This window comes from Mesorhizobium sp. NPDC059054, assembly GCF_042739215.1.
Taxonomy (GTDB): domain Bacteria; phylum Pseudomonadota; class Alphaproteobacteria; order Rhizobiales; family Rhizobiaceae; genus Mesorhizobium.
On sequence record NZ_JBHYHV010000010.1, the window covers coordinates 1 to 16,802 of the forward strand.

The 16,802-nt window shown below is 64.4% G+C and carries 15 protein-coding genes; 8 read left to right on the forward strand and 7 right to left on the reverse strand.

Translation table 11 applies throughout. From position 1 onward, the window contains the following. Positions 1–347: 347 nt before the first annotated feature. Together ACFWXH_RS30075 and ACFWXH_RS30080 are read left to right on the forward strand one after the other, a co-directional pair. Entirely contained in the window at positions 348–716 is a 369-nt protein-coding gene (locus ACFWXH_RS30075) for a protamine-2 (modular protein) (RefSeq protein WP_379125093.1), read from the forward strand. Between the two features lie 379 nt (positions 717–1,095). Beyond that, positions 1,096–1,494, forward strand: a complete 399-nt coding sequence (locus tag ACFWXH_RS30080) for a DoxX family protein (protein WP_379125094.1) — start codon at positions 1,096–1,098, stop codon at positions 1,492–1,494. 186 nt (positions 1,495–1,680) lie between these two features. Here the strand turns inward: ACFWXH_RS30080 and ACFWXH_RS30085 are convergent, their stop codons facing one another. From ACFWXH_RS30085 to mprF, 5 genes are all read right to left on the reverse strand, one after another. Further along, the gene (locus ACFWXH_RS30085; RefSeq protein WP_379125095.1) at positions 1,681–2,331 is read right to left on the reverse strand and encodes a TIGR00730 family Rossman fold protein; all 651 of its coding nucleotides are present in this window, start codon (positions 2,329–2,331) and stop codon (positions 1,681–1,683) included. Positions 2,332–2,919: 588 nt separating this feature from the next. Then, a complete protein-coding gene (locus ACFWXH_RS30090; RefSeq protein ID WP_379125096.1) occupies positions 2,920–5,586 on the reverse strand; it encodes an ATP-binding protein in 2,667 nt (888 codons plus the stop codon). A 339-nt stretch (positions 5,587–5,925) separates the two neighbouring features. Beyond that, positions 5,926–6,300 carry a nuclear transport factor 2 family protein gene (locus ACFWXH_RS30095; protein WP_379125097.1) on the reverse strand — a complete coding sequence of 125 codons (375 nt, stop codon included), beginning with the start codon at positions 6,298–6,300 and terminating at the stop codon, positions 5,926–5,928. 502 nt (positions 6,301–6,802) lie between these two features. Beyond that, positions 6,803–8,128, reverse strand: a complete 1,326-nt coding sequence (locus ACFWXH_RS30100; RefSeq protein WP_379125098.1) for an AcvB/VirJ family lysyl-phosphatidylglycerol hydrolase — start codon at positions 8,126–8,128, stop codon at positions 6,803–6,805. Next, positions 8,125–10,743, reverse strand: coding sequence for a bifunctional lysylphosphatidylglycerol flippase/synthetase MprF (mprF, locus tag ACFWXH_RS30105; RefSeq protein ID WP_379125099.1), 2,619 nt, complete (start codon positions 10,741–10,743; stop codon positions 8,125–8,127). The genes ACFWXH_RS30100 and mprF overlap by 4 nt, the downstream gene beginning before the upstream one ends. A gap of 362 nt (positions 10,744–11,105) precedes the next feature. Here mprF and ACFWXH_RS30110 point away from each other — a divergent pair, with 362 nt between their 5' ends. The 6 genes from ACFWXH_RS30110 to ACFWXH_RS30135 all read left to right on the forward strand — a co-directional run bounded on the left by ACFWXH_RS30110 (position 11,106) and on the right by ACFWXH_RS30135 (position 13,553). After that, the gene (locus tag ACFWXH_RS30110) at positions 11,106–11,366 is read left to right on the forward strand and encodes a hypothetical protein (RefSeq protein ID WP_379125100.1); all 261 of its coding nucleotides are present in this window, start codon (positions 11,106–11,108) and stop codon (positions 11,364–11,366) included. After that, a complete protein-coding gene (locus ACFWXH_RS30115) occupies positions 11,363–11,725 on the forward strand; it encodes a DUF982 domain-containing protein (protein WP_379125101.1) in 363 nt (120 codons plus the stop codon). The genes ACFWXH_RS30110 and ACFWXH_RS30115 overlap by 4 nt, the downstream gene beginning before the upstream one ends. 151 nt (positions 11,726–11,876) lie before the next feature. Further along, positions 11,877–12,128 carry a hypothetical protein gene (locus ACFWXH_RS30120; protein ID WP_379125102.1) on the forward strand — a complete coding sequence of 84 codons (252 nt, stop codon included), beginning with the start codon at positions 11,877–11,879 and terminating at the stop codon, positions 12,126–12,128. Beyond that, the gene (locus tag ACFWXH_RS30125; RefSeq protein WP_161808101.1) at positions 12,128–12,496 is read left to right on the forward strand and encodes a DUF982 domain-containing protein; all 369 of its coding nucleotides are present in this window, start codon (positions 12,128–12,130) and stop codon (positions 12,494–12,496) included. The genes ACFWXH_RS30120 and ACFWXH_RS30125 overlap by 1 nt, the downstream gene beginning before the upstream one ends. Before the next feature lie 396 nt (positions 12,497–12,892). Then, positions 12,893–13,102 carry a hypothetical protein gene (locus tag ACFWXH_RS30130; RefSeq protein WP_054312087.1) on the forward strand — a complete coding sequence of 70 codons (210 nt, stop codon included), beginning with the start codon at positions 12,893–12,895 and terminating at the stop codon, positions 13,100–13,102. 175 nt (positions 13,103–13,277) lie between these two features. Then, positions 13,278–13,553: a hypothetical protein gene (locus ACFWXH_RS30135; RefSeq protein ID WP_379125103.1), complete on the forward strand. Its 276-nt coding sequence runs from the start codon at positions 13,278–13,280 to the stop codon at positions 13,551–13,553. 165 nt (positions 13,554–13,718) lie between these two features. Here the strand turns inward: ACFWXH_RS30135 and ACFWXH_RS30140 are convergent, their stop codons facing one another. After that, positions 13,719–14,417: a hypothetical protein gene (locus tag ACFWXH_RS30140; RefSeq protein ID WP_379125104.1), complete on the reverse strand. Its 699-nt coding sequence runs from the start codon at positions 14,415–14,417 to the stop codon at positions 13,719–13,721. Between the two features lie 1,121 nt (positions 14,418–15,538). Further along, a complete protein-coding gene (locus ACFWXH_RS30145; protein WP_379125105.1) occupies positions 15,539–16,543 on the reverse strand; it encodes a DUF4105 domain-containing protein in 1,005 nt (334 codons plus the stop codon). Positions 16,544–16,802 lie beyond the last annotated feature (259 nt).

Sequence of the window (16,802 nt, forward strand, 5' to 3'; positions counted from 1 at the left end):
TTGCGATTTCTAGCACTTAGACTGCGCCGCCCTACGGGCGTGCTCGCTAAGATGCTGAAATCGCTTTCTCCCCCACAAGGGGGGAGATAGGGCGCCGGCGCTTGCGCCATTCCGGAACGCGGACGAAGGCGCGACGATCCAGACCGCAGTCGCGCCGGTTGGCAGATCCAGGGAGAGGAGACAGGCCGATGAAGGACGCCTGATCGAGGAGTTCGTGCCCACCGATTATCGCAGCTTCCTCAGGCAACTCGGCGCGGAAGGGAAGTAAACGCGCGCCGCCGTCGTTCAGGAACCATTCAGCCTTCCCGCTGTTGAGTGGGCTAGGGACGCATTCATTGGAGGATGAAATGGAACGACGGCAGTTTCTGATGTCGGCCCTGGGTCTCGCCGGAGCCGCGGTGATGGTTTCGGCAATCCGGCCTGGTCAGGCGCTCGCCGGTGTGCCCGGCCCGGGCATTCTGGACGAACTGGATCAGGCCCAGCCGGCGGTTCTCGACGGCGACGTCGATGTCGAGGCAGAGCCTGTCGACCATCGCCGCTGGCATCGCCGTGGCTGGCGCCGCGGATGGGACGATCGCCCCTGGCGTCGCCCATGGTACGACGACGGCCCGCGTTACGGCCGCCCGAGATGGCGCCGCGTCTGCCGCCGTGTCTGGCGTCGCGGCAGTTGGCGCGTGCGCTGCTGGCGTGAGCGTGGCTGGCGCCGCGGCTGGTAAGAGCGCCGGGTCGGGCAAGGGGCAGGGCATCCTGAAAGGCGCACCACGCGTCCATAAGGGTGTTCTAAAGTACACAATTGCCCGACTCAGTGTTTGCTGGCAAACTTCGGCATGCTGACGAGGAGTAAGTCAGTGGGCTTGAGGCTCGATTTTGCTTCGGCATTCTCCCAGGTCGAGCCTCGCCCTACCCTCTGTCCTGCCCATATCCATCGTCCGCACCGGCCAGCCGCGATTGACTTCCAACGGCGTGTCCTGCCGAACACGGCTGTCGGGAGAAATCGAGCAAGGCTGGCCGAACGGCGGAGGAACGCGCGCTTTTTTGTAGTGGAGCGCGCTGTTTTATGCGCTTGCTCGTTGCCTCGCTGCTGGATTTCGCACCATGGATCTCGACCGCTATTCCCCGCAGATGCTGAGTGTCATGCGCATCGTATGCGGCCTAGCCTATCTCTATTGCAGCCTGCCGGCGCTGATGCAGCCGCCGAGCCTGGACCATCCGACGCACATGCTGCTTTACTGGGTCTCGCGCTGGGTGCAGATCCTGGCCGGCTCGCTGATCGTCGTCGGCCTGTTCACGCGCCTTGCCGCGCTTTTCCTCTCCATCAACTTCTTCGTCATGTATCCCTACTGGTACCAGCCCGGGCTCAACTGGCCCTCCGTCGAGGCAACCGGCTTCACGCTGGCGAGCGTCGTGTGCATGTATCTGGTCACGGCCGGAGCGGGACGCTGGAGCCTGGATGCCGTGCGCACCAGCCTGCGCGACACTTTGGCGAGGCGGTAGGCCGTGCCAGGCCGCTGGTGATTGGCGCCGGCGGCACATGAAGGCCGTCATCCTCGACCTCGCAAGGCGCGAAGCGACTGGAGAGTGTCGGGGATCCATTCCGGAACAGCAGAGAAGGCCATCGCGGTCCGGACCACCCACCCTTGCCATACGCTGGTGATTGACGCCGGGGTCGTGTCGTTTCGCTCAAGCGAAAGCCGCCATGCGCGCCTCGACCTGCATGTCCGCCCGAGGGGCCAGCAGGGTGTGCAAGGTGGAAAGCACGGCCTGCGGACGTTCGATCAGCAGGCATTTCTCCAGCCCTTCGCCGCATATGTAGCCGGAGCAGCGCAGATACATGAACAGGTCGAACAGCGGCGACCAGCACCTGCCGAAATTGGCGATGAGCAGCGGCTTGCTGCCGGGTTCGTCCTTGTGCAGCGCGATGACCTCGCTGAGTTCCTCGATGGCGCCGACCCCGCCCGGCAATGCGATGAGAACGTCGGCCCGGTCGAACATGGCTCTCTTGCGGGCCTGGAAACCGGGCACCACCACGACTTCGTCCGCGAAATGCCCGCTGTTGCGCGGGTAGGTGGAGGATTGCTGCACGACGGCGGTGACCATGCCGCCGTTTTCGGCGGCAGCCCGGGCCACCGAGCCGGTCAGGTCGCCTTCCTCTCCGCCATAGACCAGACCTATGCCTTCGAGGGCAAGCAGGCGGCCGAGTTCGACAGCCGCGTCGGCGATTTCCCCTTCGTCTGCCTGCTTCGATCCGCCGAAGACGCAAACCCGCCCCGGCGATCCGATCGTGTCGATATGTCGAGAACGGCGCCTAAGCCCCTCCACCAGCGTGGTCATGCTCCTCTCCTTTGACCATTTGTTCCGTTCAGTCCGCCCGTTCCTGAAAAGAATATGTCGGCCTGCCCCCCGCAGTTTGGGCATCACCTTGTGAAAATGGTACGCAGCGAAGGAAACCCGCACATCGGGGAGGCTACCTAGATTTCAGGCGGCCGAACCCCCGGTTTTGAGGAATATCAGGGGTTTGGAAGCAATTCCGGGAAGGCGCGCAGCGGTTGAGCCGGGTCTGGACCGCTGAAACCTCGTCAACGTTCCGCAATGGATCCCCCACACTCTCCACTCCCTTCGGTCGCTCCGAGGTCGAGGGATGACGGAGTCCCCTATTCGCCTTCGCTCATCACCAGCGCGTGTTCCGATCATGAAATCCGCGGGACGAGCCGATATCGCGCTATGCGAGTGAGCGCGAATGTGGGGAGGCAAAAGTACTGGTAGCGTGTGAAGCACCCAACGCTGGCAATTGGCGGTGGCATCAAATGCAGTCCGTCATCCTCGACCTCGCAGGGAGCGAAGCGACTGGAGAGTGTCGGGGATCCATTCCGGAACGCTGGAGGAATGGCGCCGACAGGCGTGAGAGGATGAGCCGCGCAGTCAGCGGGTCACCTGCGAGGGGTCGCGATCGGACAGCAGCCATGGTTCGCCGCGCAGCCGCAGAAGCACCTCCATGCGGTTGGCGGCGCTGAACTTGCCGAGCACGGCGGAGACATGATGCTCGATCGTGCGTGGCGAACGCGACATGCGGCGTGCGATCTCCTTGTTACCGATGCCCTGGGCGATCAGTTCGAGAACCTGCTGCTCGTGCCGGGTCAGGCCCAGCGGATGGTGGCGGGCCGCCGAATAAGGGCCTCTGCGTGTCTTCGGCATCCTGTCGGCGATGCCCAGGCGTTGAGCGATCCTGCGCCCAAGCTGGGCGGCAGGCTTGGCCTCCAGCCGGTCCAGTGTCGCGACCGCGCCCACAATCGCCTGTTCGGCCTGCGAGCCTGTGGCTTGAAGCGCGGACAAGGCCGCCTCATAGGGCAGCCCAAGCCGTGTCCATTCCTCGCATGCCGCCAGCGGATCGCCGGCAAGTTCGCGCGCACGCGGCAACGGCAGGGAGTCCGATACCGGCACCGCGATGCCGCAGCGACGACCCCATACCGCGAGCTCACCCAGGTCCCATGGCCTGAAATTGGCAAGGTCCATCGCGGTCAAGGCGGCAAGGTTTTCGGCGGCTGCTTCACCATCCCCGGCCAGCCACGCCGCCTCGACCATGGCCAGGCGCACGGGCACGATGCGCTGCGGTTCTTCCGTCTGAAGGCCTTCCTTCAAGGTGCGTTCGAGCAGATCGGGGGCCGACCTGTCGCCCAGCCGCATGCGGACGATTGCCAGCACCGTCATGGCGGGAAGGTGCATGACCATGGGCACCTCTTCCTGCTTCATGACGCCGTCGGCGATCGATTCAGCCTCCCGGAACCGGCCCTGCTCGAGCCGAAGCTGGGCCTGGCGGCCGATCAGATACTGTGCGGGCAGGTCGAGGTCGTAGCGGGCGCAGTAAGCGATCCCGTCGGACAGCAGGCGCTCCGCAAGGTCGAAATCCTTCTCCAGGGCCACGCATTCCGAGAAGTTCGTATAGGCGCGGGCCGCATCGTCATGAAGGGCGTGCTGGAGAGACAGGTCGAGGCTTTCCTGCAGGCGTTCCTTTCCACCGGGCCGGTTGGCGAACATCAGCGCGGTGCCGACATTGTTCAGGGCATGGACCCTGGTGCCTATCTCTCCAAATCGATGCGAAAGCGAAATCGCGCGCTCGCCCCATTCGACGGCCTGGTCGAAACGGTAGTGCAGCATGTGAAGCTGCGACCGCGTGCTGTAGGCCAGCGCCAGTTCCGGCCCCGGCGGCAGGGCCTCGACTTCGCGCACCGCTTCATCGGCGAAATCTTCCGCCAGGCGGCCCTCGCCCTGCCGCCAATACAGGCGCGAAAGCATCCGCATGTTGGCGCTGATCTTCTCGTGCCGGCCAAGCTGCCGCCAGATGGCGATGGCCCTGTGTCTTGCCTCGATGATGCCGGGATAGTCGCGCAGGCTGAGGCCCGCCTCATAGGCCCAGTTGTCGTGGAGCTGGGCCGCGAGTTCCGGCGCGGCCAGCCCGACATAACGCAGCGCCGTCGCGTGATGCGCGGCGGCTTCCCGATGTGAGCCCAGGCGCGCCGCCTGCCTGGCGGCGTGTGGGGCAAGCTCCAGGACCCGCTCGCCATTGCCGGCGCCATCCGCATGATGGACCCGCCGGGACAGCATTGCTGCGTCCTGCGACGTGGGAAGCTCGGCCAGTGCGGCCTCTATGCGGGCATGCAGCAGCCTCTGCGCGGATGGCGCTATGCGTTCCAGGGTCGCCTCGCGCGCCAGTTCATGGCGGAAGGTCAGCATGCCGCTTTCGTCCAGCCGCAACAGGCCTCGGGCCAGGCACTGGTCAATAATATGGTTGGCATCGTCGCCTATGAGATGTTTGATCAGCCAGGGTTCGATGCCGCCGGGGGTGATGCTCACCGTGTCGAGCAGGGCGCGCACGTCCGCGCTGAGCCGCGACAACCTTGCCCACACCGCGTCACGGATCGAGCCCGGCAGGCGCCTGCCGTCCTGTGCCCCGTCGGACAGAAGCTCCGAGACGAAGAAGGGGTTGCCTTCCGTGATGCGGTGAAGGTCTTGCGGCGAGCGTCCGGCTTCCTCGGCCAGCCGGTTGACGCTTTCCACCGAAAGCGGCTGGAGATTGATGCGGGTGACGACCGAAGCCGGCAGGTCGCCGAGCACATCGCGCAAGGCGTGGTCGATGCCGACCTCGTCGCTGCGCACGCTGAGCACCAGCATCGCCGGCAGCAGCGCGATGCGGCGGCCGAGATATCTGACGAGGTCGAGCGTCGCGTTGTCGGCCCAATGCATGTCCTCGAAAATGAGTATGGCGGCGCTGTCGGCACGCTGGAGCATCTGCAGCAGGGCGGGAAACAGCCTGTCCTGGGCGGCAGATTCCTCGATCAACGCGGATATGCCCGGCGGGAACGCCGCCGCCATGTCGTGGACGGGTCCGAGCGGGCGTGGCGTGAACAGCGCTTCGCACCAGCCCCAGAAGATGCGGCTCTCTACCGCCGCCTGCTCCGCGAACATGCGGATGAGGGTGGTCTTGCCGATGCCTGCTTCGCCTTCGACGACAACCACGCGGCCATGTCCGGCCTCGGCAAGAGCGCCGATCGACCGCATCGCCTCAAGCGGCTTTTCCCTCTCAAGCAGCATCGGACCCCTCGCAAGCAACGGCAGGTTACCCCATCAGGATGCCGGTAAGGGCTGACAACCGTGTGGCAGGCTCGCGAGCCGTTGCAAAGTCCATCTGTCGTGTCCGAATTGGGCACGTCCGCTGACTATGCCTCCAGCCGGGCCATGTGCATAGTCTCTGTTGGCGATAGCCTTAACCGGCGAGGCGCGCACCGATGGCATGGCGGGGTCAGGAATCGTCCCGGGTTCAAGGAAGTCATGGCCGCCGGCTGGCGGCTCCGTCCTTGATCGTGGCCCGCACCGGTCCGCCGGCGGGAGAGGCAAATGCGATTGGTTTGCCGGCTGTCGGCAAAACAAGGGCTAGCCGCGGATGCCGGCGGGATTGTCGGCGCCCACTGCATAGGTTCCGTCGCCGCGCACCACCTTGCCGTTTTCGAAGCGCAGCACTTCGCTCACGCTCGAGCCTTTCTGGTTGCGGTATTGGATGACGAGCGTGTCGATGCCGCCGAAGACGCGCTCGATGGTGAAATGAAGGTCCGGTATCCGGCGCAGGCCCTCTTCCCAATAGGCGCGCAGCGCCGCTTTCCCCACCAGCCTGCCGCCTGTTTCGGGCAGGAGGCTTGCGGCGATCGGCGAGGTGAACACCACGTCGTCGGCAAAATGCGCCAGCACCCGCTCGAGATCGTGCGAATTCCAGTCGGCGCACCAGCGTTCGGCGAATTCATTCCAGTTCACATGCATCTCCATCGATCTTGCCCGGGATTATCGTGACGCGAGACCGGCATTCAACGGCCTGACCCGCTCCGCATTTGGGCCAGTTCGCGTCAGTCGGCGCGAACCTGGGACGAGCCGCCCGCCAGTGGGATCGCCCTCGCTGGCCCTGCCGGTCACGTCGGCCGGTGCAGGAAAGTGGACTGAAGCCGGTTCTGGACCGCGTCGAATCTCCGCCGTTCCGGAATGGATCCCCGACACTCTCCGGTCGCTTCGCTCCCTGCGAGGTCGAGGATGACGAAGTTCCTATGCCTTGCGCAAATCTCGAACGTCGGCGCCACCACCAAACCAAGACCGTCGACGTCGTAACCGACGCTGGAGATTGGCGAGGCGCTCTTTACCTCCGTCATCCTCGACCTCGTAGGGAGCGAAGCGACTGGAGAGTGTCGGGGATCCATTCCGGAACAGTGAAGGATGGATTGACCCAGCAACACGCGGCTCCTCCGCCCGTCGTCGGCAGGCACCGTCAAAGCTTGTCGAGGAAACGCCGCGCGATGCCCTGATAGTCGCCGTCGAAATGATGGCCGCCATCGGTCTCGATTTTGGTGATGTCCTTGACGGCCGGGTCTTCACAGCCGCTGTCGTCCTCTTCCTTGCCGTAGATGCAGAGCACCTTGTCCTTCGGCAGGGCCGCGATCGCGGGCGGCACCGGATAGCCGCTGTCGTCGATGCCGAGCCAGCCGGTGATGGTGACCTGCAGCGACGTGGAGAGGCTGGGCGCCATCAGGGCGATGACCTTGGTCCGGCCCTGCAGGTCCTTCGACAGCAGCGGGTAGGCGAGCGGCAGCGTGTCCGCGCCGAAGGAATAGCCGATCAGCATCACCGGCAGCGTCGCCTGCGGGTCGGCGTCCTTGACGAGCGTGGTGATGTCGGCGGCCAGCTCCTCCGGCCTGCGCCTGGACCAGAAATAGTGCAGTGCGTCGAGCCCGACGACATGGACGCCTTGCGTCGACAGCCATTCGCCCATGGTCTTGTCGATGTCGCGCCAGCCGCCATCGCCCGAAATGAAGATGGCGACGGCTTTCGGCGGCGTCGTCGTCGACGGCAGGTCGACGGCGGGCAGCTTGCCGAACGGCTCGATCGCGTCGACCAGTGACGAGACGGCGCCGACGATCTGGGTGGCGGCATTGTCGTCATCGAGCGCCGCGACCGTGATATCAGGCTGCTGCGAAGCCTGGCTGCGGATCGTGTCGAGCGTGTCGGCGGCCACGAACAATGTGGCCGCTTCGGGCATCGCCTTGTCGAACGCATAGCTCCAGGCCTTGCCGTCGGCGGTTTTGCTCGCCGTCGAGCCGGGACAGAACGGCAGGCGCAGCGTCAGCCGATCGGCAAAGCCGGAGGCGACCGCCCCGCCCAGCGTGTTGGCCGGCGCGTCGGCGAGCGCCGCATAGGCGAAGGTGGCGCCTTCACCCGTCCCGGCGACGATCGGCGGCAGGTAGGTCTGGATGTTGAGCTGCCGCTGCGCGGTCTGGGCAAGGTCGGTGATCTCGCCGACAACGTAGAGGCAGACCCCATCGGCCTTGTCGAGTTCCCCGGCATAGGCCGCGAGGTCGACGCCCAGCACGACGTTTCCATCTTCGGCGAGCGCGCTCGCGGTCGTGTCGTCCTTCGGGGTCCATCCGCCGCGGTCGGAGAAGTAGACCACCATGGCCTTGGCATCGCCTTTGGAAGGCAGAAGCCGCACATTCTGCAGCCGCTCGACGGAAAGCGTCGAAGGCGGAGCACCGGATTGCGCGTGGGCAAGACCGGCGCAGCAGAGGGAGACCAGCAGGGAGAGGAAGAGGGTTTTCATCGTTTGAAGATCCGGATCGGGCTTCCCGAAATCAAGGTCGTGATGTCGAGCAGGATCTGCGGCATGGCGAGGCCGCCGGGGCAGGCCAGATATTGCGGCGTCCAGACCGGGTCGAACTTCTGCTTGAAGGCGCGCAACCCCTCGAAATTGTAGATCTCGTCGCCGCGCTTGTAGATGAAGGTGCCGATCCGGTTCCAGGTCGAGGCAAGCGGGTGATCGGCCAGCCCTGAAAGCGGTGCCGCCCCCAGGTTGAACCACTTGTAGCCTTCGGCCTTGCCGAGCAGCAGGATGTGGGCGAACAGCGCGTCCATCATCACCTTGGACACGCCGCGCCTGTAGCGCATGAGATCGACCGACAGTTCCTCGCCGTCGCCGCTGCGCCACAGATTGGCGAAGGCAACGATCTCGTCGTCCTTGCGCAGCACGGCGCAATCGAAAGCGCACATGTAGTCGTCGTCGAAATAGCCGAGCGAGAAGCCCTTTTCCGTGCCGTGTTTCTTGCCGAGCCATTCGTCCGAGACCGACCGCAATTCAGGCAGGAAATCGAAGACTTCCGCTTTGGGGATGACGGAGAAGGCGAGCCCTTCGCGCCCGGCCTTGCCGTGCGCGTAGCGCAGCGGCTGCCGGACGGCGCCGTCGAGCGAAAAGTCGGCCAGCCCGACGCGGGCGACCTCGCCGATCTTGAGGATGGCCAGGTTCATGTCGAGATAGTGGGTCAGGAACTCCGGCTGGATGGAGTAGAAGACCGCGCGTGCGCCGGCCTGGTCGGCTGCCTCCGCGAAACGCCAGATCAGCGTCCGGCCGGCCTGCGCATCGCCGACCGGATCGCCCATGGTGATCCAGCTGTTGCCCGACGTCGCATACATCAGGAAGGCTTTTTCGCAGGGAGAAATCATGAAGGATTTGTCCCCCAGCAGGGCCACGCAGGGTTCCGTGCCGGCCGATGTCTCGAGGATGCGGCGCACCGCGTCCGGCACCGCCGTGCGGCCGGAGGCCTTGCGATGGACCGGACGGTTGATGACCGTGTCGACGGCGAGTGCGGCGGCAACGATGGCGAGCGCCATGGTGGCGCGCAGGAAACGCGGCGCGTCGCCGTCCCAGGCGAATTCCCACCACAGGCTCGACTGATATTCGACATGGCGATAGGCGAGCAGCCCGACGATGGTGCTGGCGATGACGACGATGGCCGACAGGCCGATCCAGGTCGTGTCGAGCCGGAAGGAGCGCCAGTCGCCCTTGCGGTAGAAGGCGTCCTTATAGATGAACAGCGCGGCGGCGACGGCCACGAGCACGATCGCTTCCTCCCAGTCCAGCCCCTTCAGCAGGGAAAAGACGGCGCCGGTCAGGAGCAGGACGATTGCGGCGAAGCGCGCGAGCGCGATGCGGCGGTAAAGGCCGCGCGCGATGATGACCAGGAGCAGGCCGGTGACGCTGGCCAGAAGATGCGAGGCTTCGGCAAAGGGCAGGGGCAGGATGTCGCTCAGCCAGTCGGTGCGATCGCCGACGGCGGGCACCGAGCCGGAGAGCAGCAGCACCAGCCCGCCGGCGAAGACCAGCGTGGCGCTGATCGGAGGCACGATGCTCCGGGTCAGCGCAAGCGTTCGGCCCGCCACGTTCGAGACCGTGGAGCGCACGCGGTAGATTTCGAAGACAAGCAGGGCCGAGGCCGCCAGCGCGAGCGGGAACAGGTAATAGACGACGCGGAAGACGACCAGCGCGGCAATGACGTCTGGCCGGGCGCCGACGCCGAGCCCGAACAGGATCGTCGCTTCCAGGACGCCCAGCCCGCCCGGGGCATGGCTGATCACGGTGGCGATGATGGCGAGGACGAACAGCGCGAGGAAGACGGTGAAGGCCGGTGCGACGTCCGCCGGCAGAAGCACGTAGAGCGCCGCCGCTGCCGCGCCGATATCCACGGCGCCGATGAGGATCTGCACCATCGCGCTGCGCGCCGACGGGAAGGGGAATGTCCACCCGAGCACCGAGACCTGCCGCTGGCCGCGCGAAAGCCACGCAAGTACGAGGGCAAGGCCGGCGAGGATGGCGCCGCCGATGATGCGGTCGTAGAGCGGAGACACCAGGTTGAGCGCTGGAATGCCGACCGGATCGAACAGCATCGCCAGGCCGATGATGGTGAGCAGGCCGCCCCAGAAGGTCAGGAAGGAGATGCCGACGATCCTGCCGACATCGGCGGCGTCGATGCCGACCGACTGATAGATGCGGTAGCGGACGGGGCCGCCCACGAAGACGTGGAAGCCGATCGCATTCGAAAAGCCATAGCCGACAAACCCCGCGAACAGGGCAAGCCGGACCGGCACCTTGTCCGGCGCGACGTGCCGGATGGCCATGACGTCGTACAAGGCCATTGCCATCAGGCTGACGATCGTGAAGCCAAGCGCCGGGGCAACCGCTGAAAGCGCGGTGGAGGCCACGGCCTCGCGGATCTGGTGCAGGTGGATCTTGCCGCTGATCTGGTGGATGACCAGGAATGCGATGGCCACCGCGACCGCGCCGACGATCGGCCCGAGAACGCGCGGCTCCACGATGCGGTCGATCACGCGTGAAAGACCGCTGCCGATATTCTGCCCGTCGGCCTGAGCGTCGGCCTCATTCATGATGTTTTATAAACCCCGCGCGCGGCAAAAGCCCGCCGTCCGTTTAAACCAAATTGTGGCAAGGGCATGAATACCCGTCTCATGCCGGTTCTCGACGAAGCTGCTGATCGAGGGACCTACGTCCGGCTGCCGACAAAATTCAGCAGGGGATGGAGCACAGGTCCGGCGAACGACCGCTCCGGTAGGTCGAGGTCATAAGCCGTTGCGAACGCACGAATCGGGCCGTCTTTCAACGTGATCGCGCGGGGCATGGCTGCGGAACCGCAATGAGCGTAGACTCCTGCCATCGGCGATTTTTGGCAAGGGCATCGCCGGCTGTGAGCGCCCATCGTGCTCCCGCCCCGATCAAGGGAGTGGGAGCTATGACAGTTCTCCATTCATCCATCAGCGGCGTCGCCTATCCGGACGATATCGAACTGCTGAAGGAAATCTACGACGACCTCTGTGAGAAGCGGGGGTTCCACTGCGGAAGCCCGGCAGCCGAGGATCTTGCCAGGGCGGCGATGGACCTCTTTGCGCAAGGCGAGGTCGACGAGAACGAGATCCGCGACAATCTGGAGACGTATCTGGGCCGAAGGTCGGCAGCCAGCGAAATGCTGCGCGAACGCGGGAGCGGACGATGACCCCGTTCGATCCTGTGATGTTTCGCACCGCGCGCGGCTACGAATTCAGCGTATCGTCCCTGCCGGATGTGGCGAAGGCCATCGCCATGGCCTGGCCGGACAAGGAATGCGAACTCTACCGGAACGCCGCCCGCCTGGCCGAACGCGCCAGGGAAGGCTGGTGCACGCCAAGGGCGGCCTATGACGCCTTCCTTGTCGCGGCACGCGAGCAGGGGCGGATCGTCCGACACCGCAGCCCACGCGCCGCCCGGGAACCCGCGGCGGTGGGTTCGCAGACGTGGCTGCCGGCCGGGCCTCTCGCCGGGCTTCGCACGCGCTCGGTTCGAAAGTCCGTCAGAGCGAACAAACCGCACGTCTAGACGGCATCTGCGCCTCGGTTCGCCGGGGCGGGCTTTTCGCATTTGAAGTCTCACAATTTTGGAACCCGCCGGCGTTGTTTGACTTTGTGACTGAGGCGGAGTTGGAGACGCCACTTCGTCCTGGAGTCCACGGATACTCATGGAGGCAAGGATGGCCACCCACCATTCCGCCATCAGCGGCATCGCTTATCCCGGCGATATGGAGGCGCTTAGACGTATCTACGACGATCTCTGCAGCGAACGGGGGTTTTTCCAGGGTAGCCCGGCAGCGGAAGATCTGGCCAAGGCAACGATGGACTTGTTTTCGCAGGGTGTCTTCGACGAAAGCGAAATCCGGAAAAGCATCGCGATTTACCTTGGCCGCACATCACCGGCTGCGAAGATGTTGCATGGGGGGCAATGATGGCCCCGTTTACACCGGTGACTTTCCGCACCGCGCGAGGGTTCGAACTTCAAGTCGCATCGCTGCATCAGGTCGTCAGAGCCATGGCCATGGCCTGGCCGAACAAGGATTGCGAGCTCTACCGGACCGCGGCCCGTCTTGCCGAACGCGCGGAGCAGGGCTGGTGCACTCCGAGGGCGGCATACGATGCGTTTGTCGCAGCGGCGCGGGAACAGGGCCGGATCGTTGCGCCACGGAAACTGCATGACCGCGTTCTCGATGAGATGGCAGCCATCGAGCCCGGGAATTTCAATCCGCCGTCTTCAACAACGAGGCAGCGAAGCCGCCGTTCGATCGCGAACACCGCATCCCGCAGCAGGCACGCCTGAACGAAACGGCTCGACATGGCATCAAGGCCCGCTCCGGTTCGCTGGAGCGGGCTTTTTCCTACGCTCGGGGCAAATCCGAGGCGGCCCGATACGCAAAAATGAGGGGGCGTATCGGGCCAATGCTGGCGCATGCGGAGGGAAGCCGGCCAGCGTCAAGAAAACACTTGCTGGGAGCCGGCGTTCCAAAAATGCGGGAGGCGACAAAAAAACGCCGCCGTGGAGGGAGTGAACCACAAGCGGCGCAGTTGGGTGTCTAGTCAGACACTCAATTAACGAGCCGCCGGGGGGCGGGTTCAAAAATCCTCCTGCTTTGCCGGCTACCTGCGCTTGCGGGCTATTTTGCGTTTGAGGCCACAGGGTATGTGGACGTATATTGTCCGGTGAGGGAGACATACCATGCCGATGCGCCAAATGCTTGATGTTGCAGGAGTGTTTCAGCCCGAGGAGGTTGCCCTGCTGACCAGGGTATTTGAGGCAACCTGCCGGAAATTCGAAAACGTGAGCGACAGGGAGCAGCGTGCTTCGCGGATCATCGCGAACTATCAGCTTGGCATCACGGACGAGGCGGAACTGATCGAACTCTCGCGGCGGCCTTTAGGACGCTAATTCCAGGAAGAGTGTATAACGGTTTTCCGCCCGGAATTGCGTAAAAACAAAGAGTTAGAGCGGAACCGGCCCGACGGAGTGTGGACCACGTCGGACCGGCCGGGTCGCCAATGGGGAAGGGACGGGAGCCATCAGCTCATTTACAACCGGCTTTGGCGACGGCTGTTCCAAAAATGTGAAACGGGCCGGCCGCCATCTCGCGGGGCTTCGCCCAGCCGGGCTGGGCGGGCTTTTTCGCGCGATCGACATCGCTTATGCTTGCCGCATGTCGATTGATCCGGGAAACAGATCCGGCGATGCCGACCGCGTGACAACGCGCCTGGGGCGCATCGTTCTGGCCTTGCTTGCGCTGACGATGATGCTGGCGATCTTGACCCTGTACGTTGCGCTCAAGGGCGACGACGCGTTGCCGGATGCATTTGAACTGGGCGTGATCACCCGCATGGCCTAGGGCAATTCACCGTTCACCGAACCGGCGACCGCCAACGCGGGTCGTCATCCCCGACACTCTCCAGTCGCTGCGCTCCTTCCGAGGTCGAGGATGACGGCCTGCATTTGGGCTGGTGTTAACTGTCGCGGTGGGTCCGCGACGCTGCCGTAAGCCGGCTTCCGTTCGTCAGGATTGGCGATGAGGGTCGTCGGTGTCGAGCGCGCCGCTGCCCATGCCGCCTCCGCCCATGCCCATTCCGCCGCCGCCCATTCCACCACCTCCGGCACCGCGGCCAGCTCCGCTATCCCGGTCGCCTTTGCCTCGGCTGCTGCTCGTCGAGGGCCGGGTGGGCCCCTGCATCGGTATCTGGAGATCGGGCGGAACAGGGTCGAGGCCAAGAGCCTCGCGAATGAAGTCGCGCAGCGAGACGACGAGCTCGTGGGTGTGGACCGGATGACCGGCGGCAAGCTCCCGTATTGCCCGTTCGGCCAACCGGACCTGGCTCTCGGTTCCGAGGAGGAGAATGTCCGACAGAGCCGCTTCGACGGCATCCCGGATCCGTCTGGTCCGCTCCGATCCGGTGATGCCGGGTTCCGCCGGCTCCAGCCCGTTTTCGGTTTCCTGAGCGGGCGGGGGACGCCGCTTCAGATCGCGCAGATGGGTAGGGTCGACGGAAAGATCACCTGTAAAAGACCCGCCCAGCGTCTTGTAAGCCGCGATCAGGACCCGCAGGCGCTCGTTGATCTGCCTGTTCATGCGCTCCCGGCGCTGCTGGATCGTCATCATCATCAGCAGGCGAATTCCCATGCTGATGAGCGTGAACAGCGCCAGGCCGATGAGCGTGACAAGAACGCTTTGCCAGGAGCTGAAATCCAGATTGCGCAAATACGCCTCCGCGGTTCGGACAAAGCAGGCTGGACGAAGATTGCAACGGTCAAGGCGCAGGACAGGCCGTTCGGCGCGCCAGCTTAATCCTTTTGACGCGGGAGAGCATCACCCGTTTGGGACTCGTCCTTGCAAGGGGCGGCCGGCGCGCGCCAGAGGGACCGGGGAAGCGCCGGCCTAAGCGCCGGAAAGTGGGGGGCACTCCGGCACCTGAAACAGGATATCACCCCGGGTCGGGCCAAACATCACTGGTTTGGGGGACGGCCATCTCGCCGGGCTTCGCACGGCAGAGCAACTCCAGGGAAAGTGCGTTTCCGTGAAAAACGGAAAACGCTCTAGAGCCGGCCCGATACGAGGTTGGCGGCATATCGGACCGGCGGGGTATGCCGACGGTCCGAGGGAAAACCGTCAGCTCGGATAAAACGATCGCCGGACTTTGCCGTTCCAAAATGTGAAGCCAAAAAGGTGAGGCCAAATATGTGGCCCAAGACCGCTATGCTTTCAGCGGCCAAGCCGCTGTTCCGTTCGGAGGCGCCGGAGCTGTCTTGAATGTCTAGTGAGACGTTAGCCAAATATAGGCTTCTGCAATTCCAATGGCGGAGATCAGCAACAGGGCAAGTTTATAGTACGGCCGATATGGCGACTGGTACTCATGCTCTTTGGCATACATAAGCGGTACTCCCCAACACCACTCAACAACAGTCATGCACTAGCACTCGCTTTGGGCCGGCGCAATCGATTCTCCCGACAGGGTAACCAAATCATCCACACCGTTGTTGCACGGTCACACACCGACCGGTCGGAGGCAGGCGCCTCTTTCTCCCCTTTGCGGACAGGGCAATTGCATATGGCGGTGCTTTTGCCGGGGGCCATTCCCTCGGCGTTCCGGAATGGATCCCCGACGCTCGCCGCTCCCTGCGGTCGCTCACGAGGTCGAGGATGACGCAGCTTGCGATGTCGCGGCTCATCTCCAGAGATGACGATGGTGCCAACGTTGGAGATTGGCTGAAGCGCTTCCCCAAGCTCCGTCATCCTCGACCTCGTAAGAAGCGAAGCGACTGGAGAGTGTCGGGGATCCATTCCGGAACGTGGAAGAAGGTGCGGCGATCCATGGGGGCCGCTTACCCGTTCGGATCCGGCACGCCGCGCCGGATCTCTTCGGAAAAGCCCGGCCCGACGCCGAAGGCCTTTGCGCGGTCGCTGACGCGGGAGCGCTCGATCAGCTCCTCGAGCGGCAGCTTGGTGTCGACGCGTTTCTGGTCGTAGAGGTAGCCCGGCAGGTAGCCGTTGACGAGCAGGCGCCAGTCGGTGGGCACGCTGGCGCCGACCAGCCGCAGGATGCGCACTATCGCGGTCGTGCAATTGGTTGTGATCGAGTTGTAGAACTGCGGCTTGGCGGCCAGCGCATTGGCGTCCTCGACATAGCCGGCCAGGAAGACCCGCGCATGGTCGGCCGGCACGGCCAGCCGGTAGAGATGCACATCCTCGCCGCGCACATTGGTGCGCAGGCCGATCAGGTCGCGTTCGTCGGCCGCGATCACGATCAGCGTATCGGTCTTGAAGGCGTCGGCGATCGGCGAATACTCCCCGCCCACTAGGTAGCGCGCCTCGATCGACCAGGCGATCCGCTCGCCGCCCTCGAAGCCGAAGCTCACGATCGTGTGCGCCATTTCGGGGCCGGCCCAGTAGGACATGAACAGATCGACGGTTCTGAGCTTCGTCAGGTCGTAGGTCCGCGTTTCCCAGCTTTCGGTGAAGTCGGTCTTGGATCGCCAGGTGAAGTTGCGCATGTCGGTCAAGGTCAGCCGGTCACCCTCGATCCTGCCGGTGACCTGGCGCGCATCCTCCGGCACGAAGTCGGCATCGGTCGGCGGGACGATGCTCGCCCACCAGACAAGCACGCCGGCAAACAAGACGACAAAAGCGCCTAAGGCAGGCCAGCGGCGGCGGGTGAACAGGGCGGCGAGTGTCGCCAGGCCGAACAGGGCAAAAAGCGCTGCGACCACGATGCGGCCGGTTTCCGGCAAGGGCAGCCGGTAGAAGAAGGCCAGAGCGGTCCATGCGCTTGTCAGCGCAACCGTGAGGAAGAGGACGGCGATCAGGATAACAAGGCCGGCACGACGCATCGGAACTCCGGGAATCACCTCCGGCTGGTGGCCGGAGGTTCATCAAGTTGACGAGCATGACCGGGAAATCAAGTTTTGGGGTGGGTCTTGAGGGGAGACTGGTCGGCTGCTGACCGCACACGGCGGCGATTTTGGGGCGACCGACCGAGATCCGTTCTCCACCGTTCCGGAATGGATCCCCGACACTCGCCGCTCCCTGCGGTCGCTCGCGAGGTCGAGGATGACGACCTTGCCATGCCGTGCGCAAATGACAAAGGGC